This window comes from Streptomyces sp. NPDC030995 (assembly GCF_055571215.1).
In genome coordinates this window covers 139,888-165,134 of the sequence record NZ_JBVIFS010000009.1, presented here as the reverse complement: position 1 = coordinate 165,134, position 25,247 = coordinate 139,888, and the positions used below count along the sequence as shown (strand labels likewise).

The following is a 25,247-nucleotide window of genomic DNA, read 5'->3' as shown; positions in this document are numbered from 1 at the left end:
CTGTGTTTTTCGCCACACGGGCGAGTAAAAGCCGCGCCCATTTCGGCTCGGCACGAGTGAAGGAAGAAAGTGAAGCAAGCAGAACAGTCGCGCCGCGCAGGCGGCCGGCGTCGACGGAGAGCAATCTCGGTCGTGATATCGACGGCCCTGTCCGCCGGTTTGCTGGCGGTGGCTCCGGCCGCACTGGCCGCACCCGCACAAAAAGAGAAGACAGAAACCGGATCGATTGATTCCACTCTCGGTGCCCAGCAGGAGAAAGAGACGGCATCGGCGAAGAAATCCGCGAAGTCCTCGGGTAACCGCGTCGAGGTCGTCAGCCGGCGCACCGAGACGGACGAGGTGTACGCGAACCCGGACGGCTCCCTGACGCTGGACCGGGCGCTGCTCCCGGTCCGTGTGAAGCAGGGCTCCGCCTTCGTCCCCGTCGACCCCACCCTCCAGGTGAAGGAGAAGGGCCGGGTTGCCCCCAAGGCGGCCCGCACCGACGTGTCCTTCTCCGGCGGCGGCTCGGACGCGCTCGCCGTCATGCGGGAGAACGGCCGGGAGATCCAGCTGACCTGGCCGGGCAAGCTGCCCGCGCCGAAGCTGTCCGGTGACACCGCCGTGTACCCGGAGGTGCTGCCGGGCGTGGACCTCGCGGTGAAGGCGACCCCGGACTCCTTCAGCCACTCCCTGGTGGTCAAGTCCGCCGAGGCTGCGAAGAATCCGGCACTCGCGAAGATCAACTTTGGCCTCAAGGCCAAGGGCCTGACCGTCAAGGCCGAGCCCGACGGACGTCTGCGCGCCGTCGACCCGACCGGGAAGGCCATCTTCTCGACCCCCGAGCCCCGCATGTGGGACTCCGCCGCCGCCCAGCTGGCCGAGACCTCGGGTCCGAACGAGAAGCTTCCCGAGGTCAAGGCCCCCGGGGCCAAGGCCGACGCCCCCGTCACGCGCAGCCTCGCCGCCGCGGACGCGCCGGTCGCCGCCGCCACCCCGGCTCCGCCCGCCCCGCGCCCGCTGGACGACGTACTGACCGGCGCCACCGAAGGATCCAAGCAGGCGGACCTCGGCGTCGAGCTGCGCGGTGAGATCCTCTCGCTGAAGACCGACGCCGCGCTGCTGAAGGCTCCGGACACCGTCTTCCCCGTGGTCATCGACCCCACATGGGGTCCCGACGCGGCGAAGAACGCCTGGTCCCTCGCCTACAAGAACACCGGGGTCGGCGGCAGCGCCGACACGGTGTACTGGAACGGCGGCGCGGCCATGAAGGAGTTCGCCCGCGTCGGAGTCGCGAAGGACAACTCCGGCAACACCGTCTGGGCCAACACCTACTTCCGGGTCGGCACCAGCAACCTCCAGGGCAAGCAGATCCTGGAATCCGTCATGCGCATCAAGCAGCAGCACGCCGGCTCCTGGTCCTGCAACTCCGGCGACGTCGAACTCTTCGACATCGGCCGTGACCTGCCGAACAACATCACCTGGAACCGCCAGCCCGCCAGCAAGGGCGCCGTGGACCGCTCCGGCCAGTCCTTCGGCGGGCGCAACTGTCCCAACAGCAGTGACGGACTCGTCGAGTTCGACGTTCTGCCCGCGATGAGCAAGGTGGCCGCCAACAACTGGGGCAGCTGGTCGTTCGGCCTGCGGTCGGTCTCCAACAAGGTCGACGTGTCGTGGCGCAAGTTCGACCCGAACTCGGCCCGCATCTCCACCCGTTACAACACCGCCCCCGCCAAGCCGTCCGATCTCGCCACCAACCCCTCGGTCCCCTGCGCCGGCGGCATCTTCGGTCTGACCAGCGAGGTCCAGCTGCGCGCCCGCGTCCACGACGACGAGGACAACAACCTCCGCGCGTACTTCCAGTGGGGCAAGGTCGGCGCCGGCGTGTCCGGCTCGCAGCCGGTGGACATCAGCAGCGACGGGGTCGCGGCCGTGCGCATCGACGCCTCGAAGCTCGACGGTGCGTACTGGTGGAAGGTGCACACCACGGACTGGACTGCCGACAGCCCCATGTCGGACCAGTGCACCTTCACCATCGACCGGTCCCGGCCCTCGAAGCTGCCTTCCGTCAGCTCCGCCGAGTTCCCCGAGACCGGCAGCGGCAAGCCCAGCAAGCCCGCCCGTACCAACGGCACCTTCGTCTTCGGTGCGAACGGCGTCACGGACGTGACCGGCTACGTGTGGTGGTCCGATCAGGACAGCACCATCCGCCAGGTCAAGGCCACCAAGACCGGCGGCCCGTCGGAGCCCGTGAACTTCAAGCCGTACAGCGCGGGGCCGCAGTACCTCTACGTCCGCAGCGTCGACGCGGCCGGCAACCAGTCCGACCAGTACGCGTACCACTTCCAGCCCGAGCGGACCCCTGGGCCGGACAAGCCCGGCGACCTCAACGGTGACGCCACCGTCGACCTGTGGGCCGTGGACCCGAGCACCGGATCCCTGCGGACCTACCCCTGGCAGCGGGACGGCGCGACCGGCGGCACGCTCGGCGCCGGCGTCCCGGCCGCGCAGACCAGCTTCGCCGGCTCCGTCATCGCCCACCGCGGCAGCTGGAACGTCGAGGACGGCTACGAGGACCTGGTCACGCTGAGCCCCAGCGCCGAGGACCCGCAGAAGAAGGAGCTCTGGCTCCACAAGAACGACGGCTCCGGCCGCCTGCGCGGTGATTCGGGCCGCTTCGAGTTCAACGTCTGGTCGGAGGACAACCGGCTCTGGACCAACGCCGATCAGGTCGTGGTCATCGCCAGCACCAACGACGACAACTCCGACGGGGTCCTGAACGACGCCGACGACCCCGACCTCCTCATCCGCACCGAAGGCAAGCTCTACCTCTTCCAGGGCTCCCGCGCGGACCAGTACCTCGACAACTTCAGCCCGCCGGTCTCCCTCGGCAACGCCGACTGGCAGAACATGACCGTCTCCGTCCCGGGCGACCTCAACGGTGACGGGCTGTCCGAGCTCTGGGCCCGCGACAAGACCACCGGCAAGGTGCACCAGTACACCAGCCGCAAGGGCACCGACGAGTTCGGCGCCGTCAGCGCCGACCTGACCGTCTACGGGGACGCCGCGGTCCGCGCGAGCTCCCTCGGCACCATCCCCGCCGGCACCTACCCGATGCCGCTGAGCAACGGCGACTTCGAGGGCGACGGCTTCGCCGACCTCTACGCCCTCAGCACGGACGGCCTGCTCTACGAGTTCCCCGGCCGCACCCTGCAGAACGGCTCCGCCTTCGGCGAGCCGCGCCTCCTGGTCAAGATCGGTACGCCCTGGGGAGAGTGCGAGACCATCGAAGGCCAGCACACCGGCGGCAAGCGCAAGCTGTGCGGTCCCGTCCTCGCCAAGTTCAAGGCGCTCGGCGGGCTCTCCTTCGGGCACCCGACCTCCGATTCCGTCGGCACGCCGGACAACAAGGGCCGCTACGTCCACCTGAAGAACGCCAACGGGGCCGAAGACCGTTCGATCTACTGGAGCTCGGAGACCGGGGCCTGGTCCATCCAGGGCGGCATCCGCGACAAGTGGTCCGAGATGATGCGCGAGTCCGGCGTCATGGGCTACCCCACCTCGGACGAGATGGTGACCCCCGGCGGAAGCGGGTGGGTCAGCACCTTCAGCAAGAACGGCGCCGCAGGCGCGATCTACTTCGGCCATGCGACCGGTGCCCAGCCGGTGAAGGGCTGGATCTACGGGTCGTTCCTGAAGCTCGGCGGGGTGAGCACCTACGGCTTCCCCGTGGGCGCGGAGGCCCCCACCAGCCCCAAGGCCGGTGAGCACCAGAACTTCAAGGCGGTCGGGGCCTCGGAGCCCACGACCACGTTCTTCTCCAGTGCCGCCACGGGTGCCTGGCCCGTCAGCAACGCCAACCGCACCAAGTACATCGCGGAGGGCTGGGAGAACGGCTGGCTCGGCTTCCCCACCTCGGCCGAGTACAACACGAACAGCGCCTCGATCCGCAGCGACTTCGAGGGCGGCTACATCTCGTGGAACCGGCACAGCTACACCACCACCGCCCACAAGCCGGACGACCGCACGGCGCACCTGCGCACCGACCTCGGCGGTGACGTCAACGGCGACGGCCGCAGCGACCTGATCACCGCGTACGACTACGGCAACGGCACCACCGGCCTGTACGTGTTCGACGCCAAGGCGGACGGCGGGCTCGCCGAGCCCCGCGCCGTCTGGAACAGCGGGGCGCAGAACTTCAGCGCCGCGAACGCCAAGTGGACGACCGGCGACTTCAACGGCGACAAGCGCACCGACGTCGCGGCCCTGTACGGCTACGGCGACGGCAGGAACAACCTCTTCACGTGGTTCGGCACGCCCGACGGCGGCCTCATCGCGCCCGGCGCCCCCTTCCAGATCCCGACCGGCAAGTGGGACTGGGCCAAGGTGGCGCTGCTCGCGGGCGACTTCAACGGCGACAAGCGCGCCGACGTGGCCGTCGTCCACGACCACGGCAGCGGCGTCACCGCCGCGACCACCTTCACGAGCAAGGCGGACGGTTCCTTCAACGCCGGGCTCGACAGCTGGCGCTCGCCGAGCGGCTGGCACAACGCCGCCGCGCAGTACCAGGTGGTCGACTCGAACGGCGACGGCCGTTCCGACATCGCCGCCGTGTACTTCAACGGCACCGTCGAGACGGCGATGTGGACGTTCAAGGCAAAGACCGACGGCGGCTTCGAAGCGCCGTTCAAGTCCTGGTCCGCGACCGCGACCGCCTTCCAGTCGGCTCGCATCGAGTCCACGGGCGGCGACTACAACGGTGACGGCCGCGGCGACCTCGCCATCGTCTACGACTACAGCGGCATGACGGGCACGCACACCTTCACCGCCAAGCCCGACGGCGGCTTCAATGCCCCGCTCGCCAGCTGGAAGTCCGGCGACGGCAACTGGTACGCCACCAGCAGTGGCACCCCGATCTCCGGGGACACCGACGGTGACGGCCGCGCCGACATCGTGATGATGTACAACTACGCCGCCGGCGACACCAGGGCCTTCACCCTGACCAGCCGCCCGGACGGCGGCTTCGACGGAGTGCGCGCGTCCTGGTACGCCGCACCCGGCATGTGGTAGCCGACAGCCGGTAGCAGCCGGCACACACAGGGCTCCGTCTCCCCCGGTTCCGGCCGAGGGGGCGGAGCCCTCGCTCCATCCCGCCCGCCCCCGGTTGCAACCGTGGGCGGGCGGTGCGTGTCTTAAGGAGTGACACTTGGTCCCCGTCTCTCGAGAATCGAGGGGACGTCATGATCCACGCACGTCTCCGGCAGATCGTGGCCCTCGCCACCGGCGCTCTGCTCGCCGTCGGCCTCTCGTTCGCCGCACCTGCCTCGGCCTCCATCACCGCCGCCACCACCCAGACACAGACCCCGCTCGTGGTCAACGCCCGCTGGGCCGGGCACCCCACGTACGACCGGATCGTCATCGACCTCCAGGGCTTCGTCCCCCCGGTCACCGTCACTCCCGTCCCCCAGCTGCGCTACGACGGGTCCGGCGAACCGGTCCCGCTCGCCGGGAAGCACTTCCTGGAGATCCGGCTGAACCCCGCCGCCGCGCACAACGACGCGGGCCACAACCTCTACCTCGGGCCCAAGCTCCAGAAGATCAACCTGGTCAAGCTCAAGGGCATCGCCCTGACCGGCGACTACGAGGGGTACGTGACCTTCGGCGCCGCCTTCGACACCCTGCCCTACTACCGCGCCTTCAGCCTGCACTCACCGGAGCGGTTCGTCGTGGACATCGCCCACTGAGCCCCTCCACCGCATCCCGCCGGCGGGAGCCCGGGGCATCGCACGCGCCCCGGGCTCCCGCCGCCCGCTCAGCGCGCCGGGCGGATCCGCATCCGGCTCGGGTCACCGTCGCCGAACCAGTCCTGCGCGCACTCGTACCGGCCGGGGGCGGCCGCGCCCACCAGTCCGAGGCAGGCGGCCATGGCCCGCTGCCCGTGGGCGTTGGGGTGCATGGACTCCTCCAGCGTGCCCTGGGTGTTGGCGTAGTCGAGGAAGCGGAACCACTCGTGCTTCCTCGGGTCCGGGCCGCCTTGACCCACCTGCTCCGTGCCGAGCGAGCACACCTCGTGCCCGGCCAGTGCGTCCCTCAGGTCCAGGTAGTCGGTGCCGCGGGCGCCGGCCACCGACTCGATCATGTCGCCGATCCGCGGGACGAGCGTGTACGCGGCCCAGTCCGCGTCGCGGTCGTTGAAGGGGCAACCGTCCTTGAACATCCGGTCCGAGTCGTTCTGGTTCAGCCGGAAGGACTCCCCGCCCGGGATCGGTGACGGATAGGACTGGAGGACCAGCCGGTAGTCGCCGTCCGCGTAGCCGGCGGCCCGCATGGTGGCCCGGATGTCGTCCACCACCGCCGTGACCTTGGCCTTCACCACGGGCAGCTTCTGCTCGACGACCGGTGTCTGCTTCTTCCAGCACAGCCGCTTGAAGTACCAGTCGTAGGCGCAGTCGCCGATGATCTGCCCGAAGCCGAGGTCGTTGCCGCCGACGGACAGGGCGATCAGCCTGACCCGCTTGGCTTTCGCCAGAGCGGCCAGCCGGTCGGTCTGCGGGGCCTCGCCCTGGTACGGCTGCCCGCCCGCCGCCGTGCTCAGCACGTTGACGGTCTCGGCGCCGGAGCAGGCCAGGTTGACCCGCTCGTCGATGCCGGGCAGCGGGGCCGTGGTGATCTCGGAGACGTCGGAGCGGTGGCAGCCGCCGACCTGGCCGGTGGCCCCGTAGACCCTGGACGGGTCGTACTTCGAGCCGCCGGTCCAGGCGCGGTCGGTGCCGTTGCGGCTGCCGTCGTAGCGGTCGGTGTTGCCGAGCCAGCGGCCTCCCTCACCGGAGATGAAACTGTCGCCCATCGCCACGGCGACGGTGGGCCCGGAGGGGGCCGCCGAGGCCTCGGGGGCGGTGAGTCCGGCCAGGGCGAGCAGCGCGACGGTCAGCAGCGCGGCGCCTCGGGAGGCGGTGCGCGTGCGGCTGGAACATCTCCTGGGCATGGGAGGGTCGTCCTCTCGGAGGCGGCGATGGGGGCGGCCGAAGCGGAGGCTGATCCACCCCTGCTCCGGCGGGGTGGGCAGAGGTTACGATCGGCGCCCACCGGCGGCCCATCCGTCGGCCACCCGTCCGCCCCGGAGTGCGTCGGAGTCCGCCATGGCCTTGCTCTTCTCCCTGCTGGGGCCGGTCCAAGTCACCCTGGACGGGCGTGCGTTGGAGCTCGGCGGGCCGCGCGGGCGCAGAGTGCTGGCGGCGCTCGCGCTGGAGGCGGGGCGGGTGGTGCCGAGCGCCGGGCTGGCGGACGCGGTGTGGGACGACCCGCCGGCCACGGCGCGGGAGCAACTGCAGAACGCGGCGGGCGTGCTGCGGCGGAGCCTCGCGGGGGCGTGTGCGGGGAGTGCGGGCGCGGGTGCCTCGGTGGTCCGCACCGAGGCCGGATTCATGCTCGATCCGGGCCGCGCGGTCGTGGACGTACGGGAGTTCGCGCGGCTGCGGAGCGCCGCGGAGGCCGTGGACGACCCGGGCGGAGCCCGGTAACTATTAGGCCGGGCCCTGGAGTTGTGGCGGGCTCCGGTGGCACTGGGCGGGCTGCGCGGGCGGATCCTCGAAGCGGCGGCGGCCCGGCTGGCACAGGAACGCCTCGACTGCGTGGAGGCGGCGCTGGCGGCGGACCTCGCGCTCGGGCGGCACGCGGAGAGCTGCGCGGAGCTCACCGCACTCACCGCCGAACACCCCTTGCGGGAGCGGCTGGTGGAGCTGCACGTGCTGGCCCTGTACCGGTCGGGCCGCCGCGCCGAGGCCCTCGCCGCCTTCGCCTCGGCCCGCGGCCGGCTGGCGCGCGAGGTCGGCCTGGACCCGGGCCCGGAACTCCGCGCCCTGCACGCGGCCGTCCTGTCCGACGCCCCTTCACTGCACGGGCGCAGCCCCTGGACGCGCTCCGCCCGGCCGATGAAGCCGCGGCCCGGCACGGAGCCCGCAGACGCCGGCGACAGTCCGACCCCGCGGCCGCGCCCGGCCCGGGCCCCCGCCACAAGGCCGGGCACCGGCCCCGGTGACCACACAGAGGCCCCCTCCGGCCACGAGCCGAGAACACACCCACCGACCTACGGCCCACCCGACACCGAGACGGACACCGCCACTGGACCCGGCGGCCCCGGTGACCACGCAAGGGCTCCCTCCGGCCACGGGCCGAGGACACACCCGGCGACTTACGGCCCACCCGGCGCCGAGGTGGACACCGCCGCGGGATCCGGCCGCCCCGGTGGCCACCCGGGGGCTCCCTCCGGGTGCGGGCCGACGTCGCACCCAGTGGCCTACGGCCCACCCGACACCGAGGCGGGCCCGGCCCAGGACATCCCCGCAGGGCAGCGGCCTGCGAGCTCGGGAGGGGCGGGCCTCGGCGTTGTTCCTGCCCAACTGCCTGCCGTTGATGGTGCGTTCGTCGGGCGCGAGGGTGAGGGCGAGCGTCTGCGGCGGGGGCTGCGGGGCGGGGCGGGCGCGGTCTGCCTGGTCACCGGGGCGGCCGGAATCGGCAAGACCGCGCTCGCGCTGCGGGTCGCGCACGGCCTGCGCGGGGACTTCCCCGACGGGCAGCTCTACGTGGACCTGCGCGGCGCCGACCGGACGGCCGCGGCGGATCCGGCCGAGGTGCTGGCCGGGTTCCTGCGCGGCCTCGGCGTCGACGGAGCGGCGGTGCCCGCCGACGCCGCGGAGCGGGCGGCCCTGTACCGGAGCCTGCTCGCCGGGCGGCGCGTCCTGGTGCTGCTGGACAACGCCGCCGACGAGGCCCAGGTCCGGGCCCTGCTGCCCGGGGCCGCGGCCGGCTGCGCGGTGCTCGTCACCACCCGCCACCGGCCGGCCGGCCCGGATCCGCGGTCCGTGGTGGAACTGCCGCTGCTCGACGAGCCCAGCGCGCTCGGGCTGCTCGGGCGCATCGCCGGGGCCGGACGGCTGGCCGCCGAGCCGGTGGCGGCGCGGGAGCTCGTGCGGCTGTGCGGCGGGCTGCCGCTCGCCCTGCGGATCGTCGGCGCCGAGCTGGCCGCGCTCCCCCACCGAGGACTCGCCCGGCTGGCCGGCCGGCTCGGCGACGAGCGGTCCCGGCTGGACGTGCTGGACGGGGTGCGGGCGGGGCTGCGGATCGGCTACCGCGCACTGCCGGGCGACGCACGGGCCCTGCTGCGCGGCCTCGCGGCGCTCGACGCCCCGGACTGCGCCGCCTGGACGGCGGCCGCCGTGCTCGACCGCCCGCTCGACGCGGCGGAGGAGGCCCTGGACGCCCTGGCGGCGGCGCACCTGCTGGAGGTGGCGGGCCCCGACGAGGCGGGGCAGCTCCGCTACCGCATGCACGACCTGGTCCGCGCCTTCGGGCGGGAGCTCGGCGGCCCCGGCGCACCGGCGGCGCGCCGCGTCCTGTCCTGCTGGGTGACGCTGGTGCGCGAGGGACGGCGGGCCCACCAGGGCCCGGACTACCCCGGGCTGGAACTGCGCACGGCCGCCTGGGTGCCGGACCCGGCCGTGCTCGCCGGGCCGCGGGCCGAGCCGGTGCGCTGGCTGGGGGCGGAGGGCGAGGCCTTGGTCGCCGCGGTACGGCAGGCCGCGCGGGTGGACCCGTACGCCTGCTGGGAGCTCGCGGCGGCCGGGGAGTACCTCTTCGACCTGCGCAGCGACCTGGCGGGCTGGCAGACGGTGCAGGAACTGGGGCTGGCCGCGGCCCGGGCCGCCGGGGACCGTACCGGGGAGGCGGTGCTGCTGGTCGGCCTGGGGCGGCACCGGACCTGCCGGGAGGAGTGGGGCCCGGCCCGGGACATGCTCACGGCCGGGGAGGCGCTGTTCGAGGAGCTCGGGGACGCGCACGGGGCGGCGTACGCGGGCTGGCTGCTCTCCTATCTCGACCGGATCCAGGGCCGGCTCGACGAGGCGATGCGGCGGTGCCGCAGCGGCGCGGCGGTCTTCGAGGCGGCCGGCGACCGCTACGGGCAGGCCCATTCGCTGCGGGGCATCGGCCAGGTGCTGCTCGCGCGCGGCGAGCCGGAACCGGCCCTGGCGGTGCTGCGCGAGGCCTTGGCGGTGGCCGAGGCGAACGGCGCGGCCTGGCCCCGGATGTGCATGCTGCGCTGGGTCGCCGACGCGCAGCGGCTGCTCGGCCGGCCGGCCGAGGCGGCGGCCGGCTTCCGGGAGGTGCTGGCCCATACCCGCGGCTCGGGCGACCTCGCCGGGCAGAGCGCGGCGCGCATCGGGCTGGGCCGGATCGCCCTGGACGGCGGGGAGGTGGCGGAGGCGCTGCGGCAGCTGCGGACGGCGGACGAGCTGGGCCGCCGCTCGGGCCAGAGCCTGGTGCGGGCCCTGGCCGTGGAGCCCCTGGCCCGCGCCCTGCTGGCGTCGGGGGACGCGGCGGCGGCCCGGGCCCTGCTGGAGGAGACCCTGGCGAGCTGCCGCCGGATGAACGCCCGGCCGCTGCTGGCGCGGCTGGAGTCGGCGCTGGCCGAGGTGCCGGCGTAGTCCCGAAGCGGACTGCCGAGGCACCCCCAAGGCACCCCCTTAGCGATGCTCGGGGTTGGGGAAGTCGAAGCGGCAGCCCGCGTCCCACAGCGAGCGCTGGTTGCCGTGCGCCGGGATGCCGCCGGAGCGCTTGAGCAGGGCGGCCAGGTGCATGAGGTTCCAGGACATGAAGGCGGTGTTCCGGTTGGTGAAGTCGTTCTCGGGGCCGCCCGACCCGGGGTCCAGGTAGGAGGGCCCGGGCCCGGCCTCGCCGATCCAGCCCGAGTCGGCCTGCGGCGGGATCACGTAGCCCAGGTGCTGGAGGCTGTAGAGGATGTTCATGGCGCAGTGCTTGACGCCGTCCTCGTTGCCGGTGATCAGCGCGCCGCCGACCCGCCCGTAATAGGCGTACTGGCCCTGCTCGTTCAGCAGGGAGGAGCAGGCGTAGAGCCGCTCGATGACCTGCTTCATCACGGAGCTGTTGTCGCCGAGCCAGATCGGGCCGCAGAGCACGAGGATGTCGGCGTCCATGATCTGGCTGTAGAGGACGGGCCACTGGTCGCTCTCCCAGCCGTGCTCGGTCATGTCCGGCCAGACGCCGGTCGCGATGTCGTGGTCCACGGCGCGGATGAGCGAGGTCCGGGCACCGGCCGCTTCCATGACCGCGCGGCTCTTGTCGATCAGGCCCTCGGTGTTGCTGATCTCGGGCGAGCGCTTGAGCGTGCAGTTCACGTAGACGGCGGTGAGGTCCGAGTAGTCGTAGTCGGCGGGCACTCCCCCAGCCTGCGCACCGGCGGGCGAGCCCGCCAGCGGGCCTCGCCCGTACGGGGGCGGCCGCCGCAAACCTAGGATGGGCGCCATGTCGCTGCCGCACGCCATCCTCACCGCCCTGCTCGAGAAGCCCTCGTCCGGGCTGGAGCTGACCCGGCGGTTCGACAAGTCGATCGGGTTCTTCTGGTCGGCGACGCACCAGCAGATCTACCGCGAGCTCGGGCGGCTGGAGGAGGGCGGGCTGATCCGGGCGCTGCCCAGCGAGGTGCCCGTGCGGGGGCAGAAGAAGGAGTACGAGGTGCTGCCCGCCGGAAGCGCGGAGCTGGCGCGGTGGGTCGGCGAGAGCCAGGACCCGAAGCCGATGCGCGACCCGCTGCTGCTGCGGATCCGGGCGGCGGGCGTCGTGGGGCCGCAGGGTCTCGGCCCTGAACTGCGCCGCCATCTGGAGCTGCACCAGCGCCAGTTGGCGCAGTACGAGGCCATCGAGGAGAAGGACTTCCCGCCGGGGCGCGACGCCGTGGAGGACCGGCTGCGCCGGCTCGTCCTGCACGGCGGGATCGCCTTGGAGACCTTCTGGCTGCACTGGCTGGAGGAGGCCCTCGCCGAGGTCGAGGACATGTCCGGGCCACAGGCCTGACACGCCTCTGCCCCGGCCGTCGCGGCCGGGGCAGAGGTGCTGAGGCTGAGGTGCCGAGGTGCTGAGGCTGCTTACTTGTTCAGGGAGGCCCAGAACTCGTCGAAGCTGAGCAGGCCGTCGCCGTTCGCATCCTTGGAGGCGATCACGGCGTCCGCGACCGGGCCGGTGACGAACGGGTCGCCCATGGCCGCCATGGCCGCCTTGAACTCGTCCGCCGTGACGAAGCCGTCACCGTTCACGTCGAACTTGCCGAACGTCGTCCGTGCGCTCTCGATGTCCGCCACTGGGTCCACTCCTTCGTGATGCTTGTTGACCGGCTCAGGGTAGCGGCCGCCCCGGACCGCTCCCGCCGCGGGTCCCGTTCGAGCGGCAGATAGAAATTCCATTCCCTTTCCGCAATGCGGAAGCGATAATTCCAGCCACCAATTCCGGCCTCCACTTGTCACACTCCGGCGTCACGCATAACGTAACGGCATTGCCGCCATACCAGGAGCGCAGGGCTCCCAGGGACAAGCGGCAACAAGGGCGATCACACGGGTGACGATCAAAGTCGACGCATCATTCGAAGTTCAGCCCTTCACCCGCACCTGCCCCCATATCTGGGAAGACGGCGACCATGTGCTCATCGGAGTGAGTCCCGGAAACAGCTACTTCAGCTCCGAGCGCATCACCGGTCTCGCCCAAGGCGGTCCGGCGGCGGATCCTCAAGGGCATGGAGGAGTCAGGACCTCTACAGACCTATATTCGCGTGAGGGCACTTTCCGAGTTCCAGTCGAACCCTGTCTACCAACTGCTGCACCGACGCGTTCTGCATTTCCTGGAGACCGACGACGAATTCCGCAAGGGCTGCGAGGAGATGGCCCTGCACTTTGTCGGCTCCAAGTTGCCGGAAGGTGAATCGATCACAGCCGAGCAGTTGCAGGTCTGTTTCGATTACATGGCGGCCGAGCTGCCGTTCTTCGTGGACACCCCGAGCATTCTCGACGTGCCGTCCTCCGTGGCGGCCTACCACGTCAGGATGCCGCTGACGGACGTCCTTTTCGCGCGCGGCGGGGGCCTGCGCGCGACCCGCAACCAGGCGTACGCCGTCGTACGGCCCGAGGCCCTCGCCTGGTAGTCCGTAGCCGGACGGTGAATGACGGTGTCCCGGGAGTTTGTGCGAGCTCCCGGGGCACCGTCGCGTGCGCTGCGCGGCCGTCGCCTACCGGAAGATGCCGGTGTGGCCGAGCGAGTAGCGGCCGGGCTGCGGGTAGACGGCGAGCCCGTGCGGGCCGCCGCCCACGGGGATCCGGGCGAGCTGCTTGCCGGTGCCGGTGTCGATCGCGTAGACCTCGGAGTTGTAGCGGCCCGACAGCCACAGCACCTTGCCGTCGGCGGAGACCCCGCCCATGTCGGGGCTGCCGCCGCCCGGCAGCGTCCACTTCTTCGTGAGCTTGTTCTGCGGGAAGTCGAAGACCGAGATGGTGCCCTCGCCCCGGTTGGAGACGTACATCTCCTTGGAGTCGCGGCTCACGTACAGCCCGTGGCAGCCCTTGCCGGTGGGCAGCAGCTTCGGCGTCTCGAACGTGTCGCCACCGAGCACCCACATGCCGTGCGCCATCATGTCCGCGACGTAGAAGGTCTTCCCGTCCGGGGAGACCTTGACGTCCTGCGGCATCGCGCCCTCGAACGGAAGCTTCTGCTGGCCGATGACCTCCATCTTCTCGGTGTCGACCTTGAGGAGCTCGCCGGAGAACTCGCAGCTCACGATGAAGTAGCGCCCGTCGGCGGAGAAGTCCGCGTGATTGACGCCGTAGCAGGTCACCGGGACGGTCTTGACGCGGTCCATGGTGTGCGGATCGCGGAAGACCAGCTCCTTGTCCATCGAGGCCATGACGATCGCGTACTTGCCGTTCGGCGTGAAGTACAGGTTGTACGGGTCGTGCACCTCGACGGGCTTTCCGGCCTCGCCGGTGGCCGGGTTGATCGGGGTGAGCGTGTGGCCGCGGTTGTTGTTGACCCACAGGGTCTTCATGTCCCAGGAGGGGACCACGTGCTGGGGCTGGACTCCGACCGGGATGGTGTCGATGACCTTGTAGGTCTGCGGGTCGATGACGGACACCGTGTTGGAGCTGGTGTTCGGCACGTAGACCCGGGACGGGAAGTCCTTGACCACCGGGGAGAGTTTGCCCGGCCGGTCCGCCGCGTAGACGTCCTTCGGATCGAGCAGCGGCGGCATGCCGGGCAGGCCGGGCGGGGCGGCCGGCGCGTCCTTGACGGGCTTGGCCGGGCCCTTGGTGCCCATGGCCTCGGCGGGCGCCTTGCCGGCGGTTCCGCAGCCGGCCAGGGCGGCGAGGACCAGACCGGCCAGCAGCACGGTGGCCCTCCGGGGAAGGCGGATGGTCGTCATGGGGTCAGCAGCTCCGTGGTGGTCACCGCGCGCAGCTTGCGGCGCGCGAGTTCTTCGAGGAGGGGAGGCATCGCGTCGACCGTGTCCGCGTAGCCGAAGTGCAGGCTCACCACCGATCCGGGTCGGATCGTCCCGATGACGGTGCGGATGACGGCCGCGGCGCCGGGCGAGGTGAAGTCGAGGGAGTCCACGTCGTACGAGAGGACGTGCGGGTAGCCCGCCCGCTGGGCCAGCTTCTGGACGAGCGGGGTCGCGTGCTGCGTCTGGGAGGGCCGGAACCAGGTGCCGATGGAGCCGGTGAGCCGCTTGAGCCGCTGGGCGCAGCCGGTGATCTCCGCGTACGCCTCCCCCTCGGGCATGTCGTTGACCGCGAGGTGGCGCTGGGTGTGGTTGCCGAGTTCGTGGCCGCCGTCGAGGATCCGGCGGGCCATCTCCGGGTGGGCGTCGAGCCAGCTGCCGACGGCCAGTACGGTGACCCGCGCGCCCCCGCGTTCGGCTTCGGCCAGCACCGCCCGGGCGATGGCGGGGTCCCCGTTGCCGTGGAAGGTGAGGGCGACCCGGGGGCGGTCGCGCGGGCCGTGGCCGATCTCGACGGGCTGCCCGGCGAACCGGCGCGGGGCGGCCGCGGCCGCCTGCGCGGGGCGGGCCGCCCTGGCCGGCCCCGGGGGCGGGGCGGAGGACGCGGTGGCGGGGCGGCCCGATCCGCAGGCGGCGGTGAGGCCGGCCGCGGCGGCGCCGGCCGCCCCGAGGCCGGCCGTGCGCAGCGCCGCTCGCAAGGCCGCTCGGCGGCCTGGATGTGAGAGCACCTGCCCATTTAAGGGGCGGATGACCCGGAAGGTAATGATTGACCCAATTCGCGATGTTCACCACAAGGGGCCGATCGGGTGGTCCGTCCACCAAGTGATCAACGATTCACTCAGAGCAATCGATATTTATTCATTGATTACGAGGTGAGTGGCCCACCTCACCTAGGATTTAGCTAGAAAGTCTTATGATTTGCCCACTTATGTCCAAGTAGGGACTTTTGGCGTTTGGGGTCTCGTCTGCCATAGTCGGAGCCACGACTTCCCATTGACCCGAGCGAAGTCGCCACGCCGAGGATCACACCCCCTTAGATCCTCGGCGCACCCATGAAGCCCCCACACCGCCCCACCACGGCGCCGGGGGCTTCAGGCGTTCTGGCGGTCGGCGACCCGCATCTCGAACCACGTGATCTTGCCGCGCGGCAGCAGGTCCGCGCCCCAGCGGTCGGACAGCTTGTCGACGAGGAAGAGGCCCCGGCCGGTGGTGTCCAGCTCGTGGACCGGCATCAGGCAGGGCAGTCCGCGCGAGGGATCGCGCACCTCCACGCGGATCCAGCCGCGCCGGCGCAGCATGCGTAAACCGAACGAGCGGGCCCCGGTGTGGCGGACGGCGTTGCCGACCAGTTCCGACACCAGCAGGACGGCGTGCTCGGCGATCTGCGGCGAGAGGCCCCAGAGGCGGACCACCACGCACTGGGTGAGCCGGCGCGCGGTGCTCGCCGACTCCGGCATGGACGGCAAGGTCACTTCCGCCTCAGCCGGATTCCCGTACAACTCCAGCGCCTTGAGACCCTGTTCGTCCTCAACGGCCGCCGTGAGCCGAAGCGCCGAAGCGCTGCCGCGCTGCCGCGGCTGTTCCACACCCTCCAGGCCCGCCATGCACCCATCATGGACGGCCGCGCTGCCCCTCCGGGCCGTTCCACGGGAAAACGCCCCCCGGATTCAACGAATCCGGGGGGCGTCCGGTCATATGCGGGAGGCAAGCAGCGCCCTGCCATATGCGCGATGACCTGCTGTTACAGGCCGCGCCGGAGCGATCACTGTGAGTGGATCACCGCTTCTCCTTAAGGCTGCCTTAAGGCCTGGCTAATCCACCCACAGGGAGGACCGGAGGACCGTGCTCATACGAACTTGGCCTTGCCCGGGCCCTCTTCCACGAAGCTGCGCATGCCGCGCTCGCGGTCCTCGGTGGCGAACAGGCCCGCGAACCAGTTGCGTTCGATGGTGAGCCCGGTGTCGATGTCGGCCTCCAGGCCCGCGTCCACGCACTCCTTGGCGGCGCGCAGCGCGAGCGCCGGCCCCTGCGCCAGCTTGGCGGCCCAGGCGTGCGCCTGCTCGTACACCTCGGCGGCGGGCACCACCCGGTCGACCAGGCCCAGGGTGAGCGCCTCGTCGGCCTTGACCATGCGCCCGGTGAAGATCAGGTCCTTGGCCTTGGACGGGCCGACCAGCCGGGAGAGCCGCTGGGTGCCGCCCGCGCCCGGGATCAGGCCGAGCAGGATCTCGGGCTGGCCGAGCTTCGCGTTGTCCGCGGCGATCCGGAAGTCGGCGCACAGCGCGAGCTCGCAACCGCCGCCCAGGGCATAGCCGGTGACGGCCGCGACCACGGGCTTGGGGATGCGGGCCACGGCGGTGAAGGCGTCCTGCAGGCCTCGGGACCGGGCGACCATCGCCGCGTGGTCCATCCGCTGCATCTCCTTGATGTCCGCGCCCGCCGCGAACACCTTCTCGCCGCCGTAGATGACGACCGCGCGGACGTCGGCCCGGTCGGTCGCCTCCACCGCGAGCTCGCGCAGCCGGTCCTGGGTGGCGATGTCCAGGGCGTTCATGGGCGGCCGGTCCAGGCGGATGGTGCCGACGCCTTCGGAGACTTCGAGAGAGATGGTCATGCGGGCCAGGTTAGCGCCGGTTAACGGGAAGTGGCCCGGTGCTGTGGGTCACAGCACCGGGCCACCGCTCTACCTGCGAGGTGTGACTACTTCGTCCACTCCGCCCACGACATGTTCCAGCCGTTGAGGCCGTTGTCCGGGGCGATCTGCTTGTCCTTGGAGTTCTTCACGACGACCACGTCGCCGATCATCGACTCGTTGAAGAACCAGGCCGCCGGGGCGTCCGGGTCCCCGCCGCCGCGCTGGTCGCGCAGGCCCACGCAGCCGTGGCTGACGTTGGCCGAGCCGAACGTGCCCGAGGAGGCCCAGTAGTTGCCGTGCACGAAGGTGCCCGAGTTCGACAGGCGCATCGCGTGCGGGACGTCGGCGATGTCGTACTCGCCGCCGAAGCCGACGGTCGCGCCGTTCATCCGCGTCACCTTGTACTTCTCGCTGATGACCATCTGCCCGTTGTACGTGGTCGTCGACGGGGCGCCCGCGGTGATCGGGACGGTCTTGATCACCTGGCCGTCACGGACGACCTGCATCTCCTTCTCGCTGGCGTCGACCGTGGACACCTGCGAGCGGCCGATGGTGAAGGTGACCGTACGGGTCTGCTTGCCGTAGACACCGGCGCGGCCTTCGACTCCGTCGAGGGCGAGCTTCACGGTGACCTTGGTGCCCGCGGCCCAGTAGTTCTCGGGGCGGAAGTCGAGCCGGTCGTTCCCGAACCAGTGGCCCTCGATCGGCACGGCCGGCTCGGCCGTGACCGTGATGGCCTTCTCGACGGCCTCGGTGTTGGTGATGCCACGGGTGAAGTTGATCGAGACCGGCATGCCCACGCCGACGGTCGCACCGTCCTCGGGGGTGTAGTGGCCCACGAAGGTGTTCGTCGGAGTCAGGGTCGTGAAGGTGGTGTCCTTGGCGGACTCCCGGCCGGCCTCGTCCTTCGCGACCGCGTGCACCTTGTACTCGGTGGCCGAGGCCAGGTGGCGGGCCGGCTCCCAGCTCGCGCCGTCGTCGGCGAGCTTGCCCTCGACCGCGTTGCCCTTGGTGTCGGCGACCGTCACCGTGGCGAGCTTGCCGCCGGTGCTCGTGATCTTCAGGACGCCACTGGTGGCGACCTCCTTGGCCCCGTCGTCGGGCTTGACGCTGACCACGGCCTTGGAGGCCTCGGTACCGGTCTTGCCCCCGCCGTTGTTGTCGCCGCTGCCGCTGCTGTTACCGCCGCCACCGCCGCTGCACGCGGTGGTGAACAGCAGGGCCGCCCCCAGCAGAAGGGCCGGCAGGCCGGTGCGGGCGCGGCCGCGTATCGGCTGCAGGTTCACTCGTGTTCTCCCCATGTCCCCCGCGCGCGGACAGTCGCGCGCATGTCGACAGGAAATCACATGGGCGGATCACGAAGAGCCACGGTCTTGTCACCGTTCCGTCCCAACTGACGGAGCGGGTCCCGGAGGGGCTCGCAGGTCAGTCCGCTGTGCCGGGCTTGGTGCCCCACACGTAGACGTCGTCACCCTCGGTCAGCAGGTCCCAGAGGGCCTTCGCGTCGGATTCGGCGAGGTTGACGCAGCCGGCGGAACCGCCGTGGGCGTAGAGGTACTCGGAGCGGCCGTGCAGGGCCTGGCCCCCGTCGAAGAACTGGGCGTAGGGCATGGGCGAGTTGTCGTACAGCGTGGACTTGTGGTCCTTGCTGCGCCAGTACACCTCGTGCCAGCCGGGGCGGGTCTCCTGGGAGTCGCGGCCGGTGCGGATGGGCACGGGCCCGAAGACGATGCGGCCGTCGCTCTGTACCCAGAGCAGTTGCCGGTCCATGTCCACGCAGGTGACCCGGTACGAGCGGACCGGGCACTCGCCCGCGGCGTTGGGGTTCGGGCGGGCGGCCACGACGAGCATCGTGCGGAAGGTGGCGACGCCCGGGTAGCCGTCCGTGGGGATGACCCCGTTCTTGCGCTGGAAGGCGCGGATCGCGTAGCAGTCCGCCGGGGACTGCACCCCGTCGACCGACCGTCCCAGGTGGGCCTCCAGGTCCCGCTGGTAGGGCCCGGTACGCGCCGTGCAGGCGCTCTCCGGCTCCGCCGCCGCCGTCTGGGGCGGGGTGAAGGCCGCCAGCGTGAGCAGGGCGGCGAGGGCGGCCGCCCTGGACAGGGGGCCTCTCCACTGTCCAGTAGCCATCAGTGCCTCCTCAAGGCCGCGGAACGGGCCGTCACAGCCCAGCCAACCCGGGCGGGCGGGGTACGGCCCGCCCGGATGCGCCGGTGGGGTGAGGAGGTCACTCCGCCGGCGGATCGGGAGCGGGCTCAGGCCCGGCGGTCGTCCTCGCCCTGTTCCCTTTCCTTGTCCGCCTCGGGGTTCAGCCCGTAGTTGTCCCGCTTGTTGGAGAGCCTGACCACGAGCCGGTGGTCCGGGGTCTCGTCGTCCAGCCGGCCCGGACCGGTCACCCGGTCCTCCGGCTGCAGGTAGCCCTCGGGGACGTCCGTCTCGAACAGGTAGTAGTCGCCGTCGGCGAGCCCGTCGAAGTCGCACACGCCGTCGTCGTCGGTGGCGCAGCCCGGCCTGGCCCGGTGGTCGGCGTCGATGCCGCGGGTCTGGAGGCCGTCGGTGCGGTTGGTCTCCTTCCAGAGCTCGAACACCGCGCTGGCCAGCGGCGACCCGGTCTTCGCGTCCCTCTTCAGGACCCGGACCGAGCCGTCGTACGAGGCGTCCGCCCGCCGGTTCGCCACGTTGACGACGATGCCGTCCTTGTCCACGCCCTCGCGCAGGACGAAGCCGGTGACCGGGTCCTCGGACCGCTCGTAGCCGGCCGGGACCCCGGTCTGGAGCCAGTAGTACGTCTCGGCGGCCGGCAGCGCCACCGTGCAGCTGCCCTTGGCGTCGGTCTCGCAGGCGCCCTCGTACTTCTCGTCGGCGCCCGGAGCGGTGGTCTGGAGCCCGGGCCGGTCGTTGAGCTCCCGCCACAGCTCGAACCGGGCTCCGGACAGGGGCGCTCCGGTGTCCGCGTCCGCGTACCGCAGCACCACCCTGGCGCTGTCCACGGCGGCCGGCCCGGCGGGAGGGGGCCCGTCCGCGCCCGCGGCGTAGGCCGGCGCCGCCGCGGCGAGCACCGCCGCGGCGGCGAGGCCGAGCGGCCACACCCTTGATGTCCTGGCTGCCATGACTCTCCGTCCGTCGCCCGGGGCTGCTCTGCCCTGACAGGCTGCGGGACGCCTCGTACACCCATGCGGGAGGACACTCGGCCGCTACGGCATTCCGGTCACACGAATCACCCGTCCGTGCTCAGACGATGGCGGAGCCGGCGACCCAGTCCGCCCAGGACATGTTCCAGCCGCCCAGTCCGTTGTTGGGGGCGACCGTCTTGTCCTGCGAGTTCACGACCTCCACCACGTCCCCGATCAGGGTCCGGTCGAAGAACCAGCCGGCGGGGGTGTCCGAGCCGCCGCCCCGGTCGTCGCGCAGGCCCACGCAGCCGTGGCTCATGTTGCTGGTGCCGAAGGTGTCGGGGCTGAGCCAGTAGTTCCCGTGGAGGAAGGTCCCGGAGGAGGTGAGCCGCATGGCGTGCGGGACGTCGGGGATGTCGTACTCGCCGCCGAATCCGACGGTCTGGCCGTTCATCCGGGTGACGTCGAACATCTCCATCACCACCATCTTTCCGTTGTAGGTGGTGGTCTTGGGCGCTCCGGCGCTGATCGGCACGGTCGACAGCAGCTCCCCGTCCCGGCGGACCTCCATGGTGTGCGCGGCCGCGTCGACCCTGGAGATCTGCGAGCGGCCCACGGTGAAGGTGACGGTCTTGGACTGGATGCCGTACGAGCCGGGGGCGCCCTCGATGTCGCGCAGGTTCATCTTCACGGTGACCCGGGTGCCGGCCTTCCAGTACTCCTTGGGCCGGAAGTCGAGCCGCTCCTTGCCGAACCAGTGGCCCACGACCTGCACGGCCGGGTCGGAGGTGACGGTGATGGCCCGCTCCACTTCCGCGCGGCGCTCGATGGCGCGGTTGAAGTTGAAGGAGACGATCATGCCGGTGCCGACGGTGGAGCGGTTCTCGGGCTTGAAGTAGCCGATGAACCTCTCCTCGGGGACGTAGGTGGTGAAGGTGGTGTGCCGGGCCTGGCGGCGGTCGTGCCCGTCGAGGGCGACGGCGTCCACGGTGTACTTGGCCGCGAGCGCGAGGCGGCCGGACTCCAGGTCGGGGCTCCAGCTGAGCCCGTCGGCGGCGATGGTGCCGGGGACCTGTTCCTCCTGCGCGTCCTCCACCTTGGTGACCACGACCCGCTCCAGCCGGCCCTCGGGCACGGTGACGGACAGCCGTCCGTCGGCCGGGACCCCCTTGGCGTTGTCGTCGGGGGTGATGCGGATGGCCTCGTCCGGCGAGCGGGGTTTGCCGGGCAGCTGGATCTCGACCGGGGACTTGCCGCCCTCGGTGCATCCGGCCAGGCCGCCCAGTAGGCCCGCCCATGCCGCCATGGCGGCCAAGCCCGCCCCTGCCCGCCTCGTCAGAAGTGTCACGATCCCTCCAACGACCGGCCCCCTCCGGGGGAAACGTGAGCGCGGGCCACGTTCCGGGCAGAACTGTCCGGGCAGAACAGTGTGAAGGACCAGACGGGGGCGGGCCCAGGCCGGGACGCCGGGGCCGCACTCCCCGGGGCCGCGTACCGAGGAGCCGTGGAGGCGGGCAGTGTCGAGCGCAGCCGAGCAAGAGGCGGTGGAAGCCGTCAGGAACGCCGTCGAAACGGTGCGGAGCGGCCAGGCCGCCCCCGTACCGCAGGTCGACGGCCAGCCGAACGGACAACCGAACGGACAACAGGGCGGCCGCCCCAACGGCCAGGTCAGGGGGCAGGCGTCAAGGGCGCAGGCGCGTCCGGGCCCAGCGGTGTGGCCGGGGTCCTCGCATCCCCTGGGGGCCCGGTTCCACCAGGGTCCCGACGGGACCGCGGGCACCAACTTCGCCCTCTGGGCGCAGGGCGCGGAGGCGGTGGAGGTGTGCCTCTTCGACGGGGACGGCCCGGAGGGTAAGGAGACCCGCTGCGCCCTGACGGAGCTCACGCACGAGATCTGGCACGGTTTCGTGCCGTGCGTGCGCCCCGGGCAGCGGTACGGATTTCGGGTGCACGGCCGCTGGGACCCCTGGACGGGGGCCCGGTACAACCCGGCGAAGCTGCTGCTGGACCCGTACGCGCGCGCCGTCGACGGGGAGTTCGCGCTGCCGCCGGAGGTGTACGGGCACGTCCGGGACTGGCCGCAGCAGTACATCGCGGACACCGTGCGCGACGACCGGGACTCCGCGCCGTACGTCCCTAAGGGCGTGGTCGTCCACGATGACGACGACTGGGCGGACGACGTCCGGCCGAAGACCCCGTGGGCCGATTCGGTCATCTACGAGCTGCACGTGCGCGGCTTCACGATGCGCCATCCGGGTATTCCCGAGGAGCTGCGCGGCACGTACGCGGGGCTCGCCCATCCGGCGGCGATCGAGCACCTGGTGAAGCTGGGGGTCACCGCCGTGGAGCTGCTGCCGGTGCACCAGTTCGCGCACGAGGACCACCTGCTGCGCCGGGGGCTGCGCAACTACTGGGGCTACAACTCGATCGGCTACTTCGCCCCGCACGCGGCGTATTCGTCCAGCGGCAGCGCCGGGCAGCAGGTCGGGGAGTTCAAGCGGATGGTCCGGGCCCTGCACGCGGCCGGGATCGAGGTCATCCTCGACGTGGTCTACAACCACACGGCGGAGGCGGGCGAGCTGGGTCCGACGCTGTCGCTGCGCGGGATCGACAACCGGGGCTACTACCGGCTCCAGTCCGACCAGCGCCGGTACGCCGACTACACGGGCTGCGGCAACACCCTGCACGCCGGGCGCCCGCACGTGCTCCGCCTCATCACGGACTCGCTGCGCTACTGGGTGACGGAGATGGGGGTGGACGGCTTCCGCTTCGACCTGGCGGCGGCGCTGGCCCGCTCGATGCACGACGTGGACATGCTGTCGCCGTTCCTGGCGGTGATCGCCCAGGACCCGGTGCTGCGGCGGGTCAAGCTGATCGCCGAGCCGTGGGACGTGGGCTCGGGCGGCTACCAGGTGGGGGCGTTCCCGCCGCTGTGGACGGAGTGGAACGACCGCTACCGCGATGCCGTACGGGACTTCTGGCGGGGCGCGCTGCCCGACGTACGGGATCTCGGGTACCGGCTGTCGGGGTCGAGCGACCTGTACGCGTGGGGCGGGCGGCGTCCGTACGCCTCGGTGAACTTCGTGACCGCGCACGACGGTTTCACCCTGCGCGACCTGGTGTCGTACGAGCGCAAGCACAACGAGGCGAACGGGGAGGCGGGCCGGGACGGGACCAACGACAACCGCTCGTGGAACTGCGGGACCGAGGGCGAGACGGACGATGCCCGGATCGGGGCCCTGCGCCGCCGCCAGCTGCGGAACCTGCTGACCACCCTGCTGCTGTCGACGGGGGTGCCGATGCTGGTGGCGGGCGACGAGTTCGGGCGCACCCAGGGCGGCAACAACAACGCCTACTGCCAGGACAACGAGACGGGGTGGGTGGACTGGTCGCTCCTGTCGGATCCGGCCTGGCAGTCCCTCTTCGCCCTGACCTCCCGGCTGATCTCGCTGCGTCATGCCCATCCGGTGCTGCGGCGGCGGGCGTTCTTCTCGGGGCGGCCGCAGGGGGTGGACGGGCTGCGGGACCTGGCCTGGTTCACGCCCGCGGGCGTGGAGATGACGGAGCGGGACTGGTACGCGCCGGCCGCCGCGCTGGGCATGTACCTGTCGGGGCGGGACATCCCCGGGCGGGACGAGCGGGGCCGGCAGGTGACGGACGACAGCTTCCTCGCGCTGCTGCACACCGGGGACCGGCCGATGGCGTGGGTGCTGCCGGGGGCGCCGTGGGCCCAGGCGTACGAGCTCGTCCTGGACACCTCCCTGGAGGCCCAGTCCGCCGCCCCCCGCAACCGGTACCGCGGCGGCGAGACCCTGACGGTCCCGGCCCGCTCGGTCCTGCTGCTCCGGGTCGCCGGGAGCCCGGACATGGCCTAGCCGGCGGAGCGGGCGAATCCGCCCTGCGATGATGTGTTCGACATCATCACGGAGGGGGTCCCTGCATGGGCAGAGTCGGAGCCGCGCTGCAGGAGCTGCGCGGGGCGCAGAAGTCGGCGAAGGGGGTGTCGCTCTATTCGCGGTTCGTCAACCGGCCCGCCGGGCGGTACCTGGCCGCCGGTTCGTACGCGCTCGGGCTGACCCCGAACCAGGTGACGCTGGTCAGCGCCGCTTTCAGCTTCGCGGCCGTGGCAGCGGTCGCGCTGGCCGCGCCCTCCTGGGGGCTGGGGATCGCGGTGTGGGCCGCCCTCGCCGTCGGGTTCGCCTTCGACTCCGCCGACGGGCAGCTGGCCCGGCTGCGCGGGGGCGGGAGCGCCGCGGGCGAGTGGCTCGACCACGTCGTGGACTGCGCCAAGCTCACCGCGCTGCACACCTGTGTGCTGATCGCCTTCTACCGCTTCCCCGAGGCCTACGGCGTCGATGCGGGCGCGGCGGGCGCGCACGGCTGGCTGCTGGTGCCGCTGGGCTTCCAGTTCGCCGCGGTGGTCACCTTCTTCGGCGGGCTGCTGACCGAGAAGCTCAAGCCCAAGCCCGCCCCGGGAAGCCCCGCCGCCGCGCCGTCGACGGTGCGCGCGGTGGCGTTGCTGCCCGTGGACTACGGGGTGTTCTGCCTGGTGTTCCTGCTGTTGGGCGGCGGGAAGCTGTTCGCCTACGCCTACGCGGGGCTGGGCGTGGTCGCCGCCCTGTTCCTGCTGGCGTTCCTCACGAAGTGGTTCCGGGAGCTCAGCGCCGTTCCCCGGTGACCTGGCCCGGCAGCGCCGGGGGCTGTGCGAGCGCGTCCAGTGCCCGGCGCAGCTGGGTGCTGGAGGTGTGCACGGTGTAGGGGAAGTAGACGACGTCGACCCCGTGGGCGGCGAAGTCCCGCTCCAGCCGGTCGCCCTTGGGCGTGCCCCGCCAGTCGTCGCCCTTGAAGATGACGTCGAAGCGGACCTGCTTCCAGGTCTCCACCTTGTCCGGGACGGTCTCGACGAAGGCGGCGTCGACGTACTTCACGCTACGGACGATTTCCAGCCGTTCGACGAGCGGGATCATCGGGCGGCGCCCCTTGGCGAGTTCGGCCATCTCGTCGGAGACCACGCCTGCCACCAGGTAGTCGCACTGGCTCCGGGCGTGCCGAAGGATGTTGAGGTGGCCTATGTGGAACAGATCGTAGGCACCCGGCGCGTAGCCGACTCGGTACGGTCTGCGCGGCGGCGCGCCAAAGTCGGACATGTCCCGCTCCGTCATCTGTTACCCCCAGCGGCCACACC

19 protein-coding genes and 1 pseudogene are annotated in these 25,247 nt (G+C 71.5%); 8 read left to right on the top strand and 12 right to left on the bottom strand.

Annotated features, from left to right (window positions below):
* Positions 1–132 precede the first annotated feature (132 nt).
* Both ACZ45T_RS16760 and ACZ45T_RS16755 read left to right on the top strand, forming a co-directional pair.
* On the top strand, positions 133–5,049 hold the full coding sequence (locus ACZ45T_RS16760; protein ID WP_468441808.1) for an FG-GAP-like repeat-containing protein: 4,917 nt from the start codon (positions 133–135) through the stop codon (positions 5,047–5,049).
* Between the two features lie 170 nt (positions 5,050–5,219).
* A complete protein-coding gene (locus ACZ45T_RS16755) occupies positions 5,220–5,723 on the top strand; it encodes an AMIN-like domain-containing (lipo)protein (protein ID WP_468441806.1) in 504 nt (167 codons plus the stop codon).
* A gap of 68 nt (positions 5,724–5,791) precedes the next feature.
* Here ACZ45T_RS16755 and ACZ45T_RS16750 read toward each other — a convergent pair whose 3' ends face one another.
* On the bottom strand, positions 5,792–6,964 hold the full coding sequence (locus ACZ45T_RS16750) for an SGNH/GDSL hydrolase family protein (protein WP_468441804.1): 1,173 nt from the start codon (positions 6,962–6,964) through the stop codon (positions 5,792–5,794).
* Positions 6,965–7,118: 154 nt separating this feature from the next.
* Between ACZ45T_RS16750 and ACZ45T_RS16745 the strand changes: the two genes are divergently transcribed.
* Together ACZ45T_RS16745 and ACZ45T_RS16740 are read left to right on the top strand one after the other, a co-directional pair.
* On the top strand, positions 7,119–7,499 hold the full coding sequence (locus ACZ45T_RS16745; RefSeq protein ID WP_468441802.1) for an AfsR/SARP family transcriptional regulator: 381 nt from the start codon (positions 7,119–7,121) through the stop codon (positions 7,497–7,499).
* A 15-nt stretch (positions 7,500–7,514) separates the two neighbouring features.
* Positions 7,515–10,460 (top strand): BTAD domain-containing putative transcriptional regulator, encoded by a 2,946-nt coding sequence (locus ACZ45T_RS16740; RefSeq protein ID WP_468441995.1) that lies wholly within the window; start codon positions 7,515–7,517, stop codon positions 10,458–10,460.
* A 39-nt stretch (positions 10,461–10,499) separates the two neighbouring features.
* Here ACZ45T_RS16740 and ACZ45T_RS16735 read toward each other — a convergent pair whose 3' ends face one another.
* Positions 10,500–11,213 carry a flavodoxin family protein gene (locus ACZ45T_RS16735; RefSeq protein ID WP_468441800.1) on the bottom strand — a complete coding sequence of 238 codons (714 nt, stop codon included), beginning with the start codon at positions 11,211–11,213 and terminating at the stop codon, positions 10,500–10,502.
* 85 nt (positions 11,214–11,298) lie between these two features.
* On the opposite strand from ACZ45T_RS16735, the gene ACZ45T_RS16730 reads away from it, so the two are divergent.
* Positions 11,299–11,847: a PadR family transcriptional regulator gene (locus ACZ45T_RS16730; RefSeq protein ID WP_468441798.1), complete on the top strand. Its 549-nt coding sequence runs from the start codon at positions 11,299–11,301 to the stop codon at positions 11,845–11,847.
* A 71-nt stretch (positions 11,848–11,918) separates the two neighbouring features.
* Here ACZ45T_RS16730 and ACZ45T_RS16725 read toward each other — a convergent pair whose 3' ends face one another.
* On the bottom strand, positions 11,919–12,131 hold the full coding sequence (locus ACZ45T_RS16725) for an EF-hand domain-containing protein (RefSeq protein WP_030009288.1): 213 nt from the start codon (positions 12,129–12,131) through the stop codon (positions 11,919–11,921).
* A gap of 253 nt (positions 12,132–12,384) precedes the next feature.
* Here ACZ45T_RS16725 and ACZ45T_RS16720 point away from each other — a divergent pair.
* A pseudogene (locus tag ACZ45T_RS16720) lies at positions 12,385–12,964 on the top strand (tRNA-dependent cyclodipeptide synthase).
* Positions 12,965–13,048: 84 nt separating this feature from the next.
* On the opposite strand, the gene ACZ45T_RS16715 reads toward ACZ45T_RS16720, so the two are convergent.
* The 8 genes from ACZ45T_RS16715 to ACZ45T_RS16680 all read right to left on the bottom strand — a co-directional run bounded on the left by ACZ45T_RS16715 (position 13,049) and on the right by ACZ45T_RS16680 (position 21,401).
* A complete protein-coding gene (locus tag ACZ45T_RS16715; RefSeq protein ID WP_468441796.1) occupies positions 13,049–14,236 on the bottom strand; it encodes a YncE family protein in 1,188 nt (395 codons plus the stop codon).
* On the bottom strand, positions 14,233–15,042 hold the full coding sequence (locus ACZ45T_RS16710) for a polysaccharide deacetylase family protein (RefSeq protein WP_468441794.1): 810 nt from the start codon (positions 15,040–15,042) through the stop codon (positions 14,233–14,235). The genes ACZ45T_RS16715 and ACZ45T_RS16710 overlap by 4 nt, the downstream gene beginning before the upstream one ends.
* Before the next feature lie 363 nt (positions 15,043–15,405).
* Positions 15,406–15,918, bottom strand: a complete 513-nt coding sequence (locus ACZ45T_RS16705; protein ID WP_468441792.1) for an ATP-binding protein — start codon at positions 15,916–15,918, stop codon at positions 15,406–15,408.
* A gap of 242 nt (positions 15,919–16,160) precedes the next feature.
* Positions 16,161–16,928 (bottom strand): enoyl-CoA hydratase/isomerase family protein, encoded by a 768-nt coding sequence (locus ACZ45T_RS16700; protein WP_468441790.1) that lies wholly within the window; start codon positions 16,926–16,928, stop codon positions 16,161–16,163.
* Between the two features lie 86 nt (positions 16,929–17,014).
* On the bottom strand, positions 17,015–18,250 hold the full coding sequence (locus tag ACZ45T_RS16695; RefSeq protein ID WP_468441788.1) for a L,D-transpeptidase: 1,236 nt from the start codon (positions 18,248–18,250) through the stop codon (positions 17,015–17,017).
* Between the two features lie 124 nt (positions 18,251–18,374).
* The gene (locus ACZ45T_RS16690; RefSeq protein ID WP_468441786.1) at positions 18,375–19,079 is read right to left on the bottom strand and encodes a L,D-transpeptidase family protein; all 705 of its coding nucleotides are present in this window, start codon (positions 19,077–19,079) and stop codon (positions 18,375–18,377) included.
* Positions 19,080–19,204: 125 nt separating this feature from the next.
* Complete coding sequence (locus ACZ45T_RS16685) at positions 19,205–20,059, bottom strand: MSCRAMM family protein (RefSeq protein ID WP_468441784.1); 855 nt, start codon at positions 20,057–20,059, stop codon at positions 19,205–19,207.
* 121 nt (positions 20,060–20,180) lie between these two features.
* Positions 20,181–21,401, bottom strand: a complete 1,221-nt coding sequence (locus tag ACZ45T_RS16680) for a L,D-transpeptidase (RefSeq protein ID WP_468441993.1) — start codon at positions 21,399–21,401, stop codon at positions 20,181–20,183.
* Between the two features lie 178 nt (positions 21,402–21,579).
* On the opposite strand from ACZ45T_RS16680, the gene glgX reads away from it, so the two are divergent.
* Both glgX and ACZ45T_RS16670 read left to right on the top strand, forming a co-directional pair.
* Positions 21,580–23,937: a glycogen debranching protein GlgX gene (gene glgX, locus ACZ45T_RS16675; protein WP_468441782.1), complete on the top strand. Its 2,358-nt coding sequence runs from the start codon at positions 21,580–21,582 to the stop codon at positions 23,935–23,937.
* A 65-nt stretch (positions 23,938–24,002) separates the two neighbouring features.
* Positions 24,003–24,740 carry a CDP-alcohol phosphatidyltransferase family protein gene (locus tag ACZ45T_RS16670; RefSeq protein ID WP_468441780.1) on the top strand — a complete coding sequence of 246 codons (738 nt, stop codon included), beginning with the start codon at positions 24,003–24,005 and terminating at the stop codon, positions 24,738–24,740.
* Here the strand turns inward: ACZ45T_RS16670 and ACZ45T_RS16665 are convergent.
* A complete protein-coding gene (locus ACZ45T_RS16665; RefSeq protein WP_468441778.1) occupies positions 24,721–25,209 on the bottom strand; it encodes an FAD synthase family protein in 489 nt (162 codons plus the stop codon). The two genes, ACZ45T_RS16670 and ACZ45T_RS16665, sit on opposite strands and share 20 nt — an antisense overlap.
* Positions 25,210–25,247: the final 38 nt, after the last annotated feature.

Excerpts from the sequence above, each read along its gene's own strand:
- ACZ45T_RS16700 (WP_468441790.1), bottom strand. The coding sequence starts at position 16,928 with ATGACCATCTCTCTCGAAGTCTCCGAAGGCGTCGGCACCATCCGCCTG.
- ACZ45T_RS16695 (WP_468441788.1), bottom strand. The coding sequence starts at position 18,250 with ATGGGGAGAACACGAGTGAACCTGCAGCCGATACGCGGCCGCGCCCGC.
- ACZ45T_RS16730 (WP_468441798.1), top strand. The coding sequence starts at position 11,299 with ATGTCGCTGCCGCACGCCATCCTCACCGCCCTGCTCGAGAAGCCCTCG.
- ACZ45T_RS16665 (WP_468441778.1), bottom strand. The coding sequence starts at position 25,209 with ATGTCCGACTTTGGCGCGCCGCCGCGCAGACCGTACCGAGTCGGCTAC.
- ACZ45T_RS16745 (WP_468441802.1), top strand. The coding sequence starts at position 7,119 with ATGGCCTTGCTCTTCTCCCTGCTGGGGCCGGTCCAAGTCACCCTGGAC.
- ACZ45T_RS16705 (WP_468441792.1), bottom strand. The coding sequence starts at position 15,918 with ATGGCGGGCCTGGAGGGTGTGGAACAGCCGCGGCAGCGCGGCAGCGCT.
- ACZ45T_RS16750 (WP_468441804.1), bottom strand. The coding sequence starts at position 6,964 with ATGCCCAGGAGATGTTCCAGCCGCACGCGCACCGCCTCCCGAGGCGCC.
- ACZ45T_RS16670 (WP_468441780.1), top strand. The coding sequence starts at position 24,003 with ATGGGCAGAGTCGGAGCCGCGCTGCAGGAGCTGCGCGGGGCGCAGAAG.
- ACZ45T_RS16690 (WP_468441786.1), bottom strand. The coding sequence starts at position 19,079 with ATGGCTACTGGACAGTGGAGAGGCCCCCTGTCCAGGGCGGCCGCCCTC.
- ACZ45T_RS16715 (WP_468441796.1), bottom strand. The coding sequence starts at position 14,236 with ATGACGACCATCCGCCTTCCCCGGAGGGCCACCGTGCTGCTGGCCGGT.
- ACZ45T_RS16685 (WP_468441784.1), bottom strand. The coding sequence starts at position 20,059 with ATGGCAGCCAGGACATCAAGGGTGTGGCCGCTCGGCCTCGCCGCCGCG.
- ACZ45T_RS16755 (WP_468441806.1), top strand. The coding sequence starts at position 5,220 with ATGATCCACGCACGTCTCCGGCAGATCGTGGCCCTCGCCACCGGCGCT.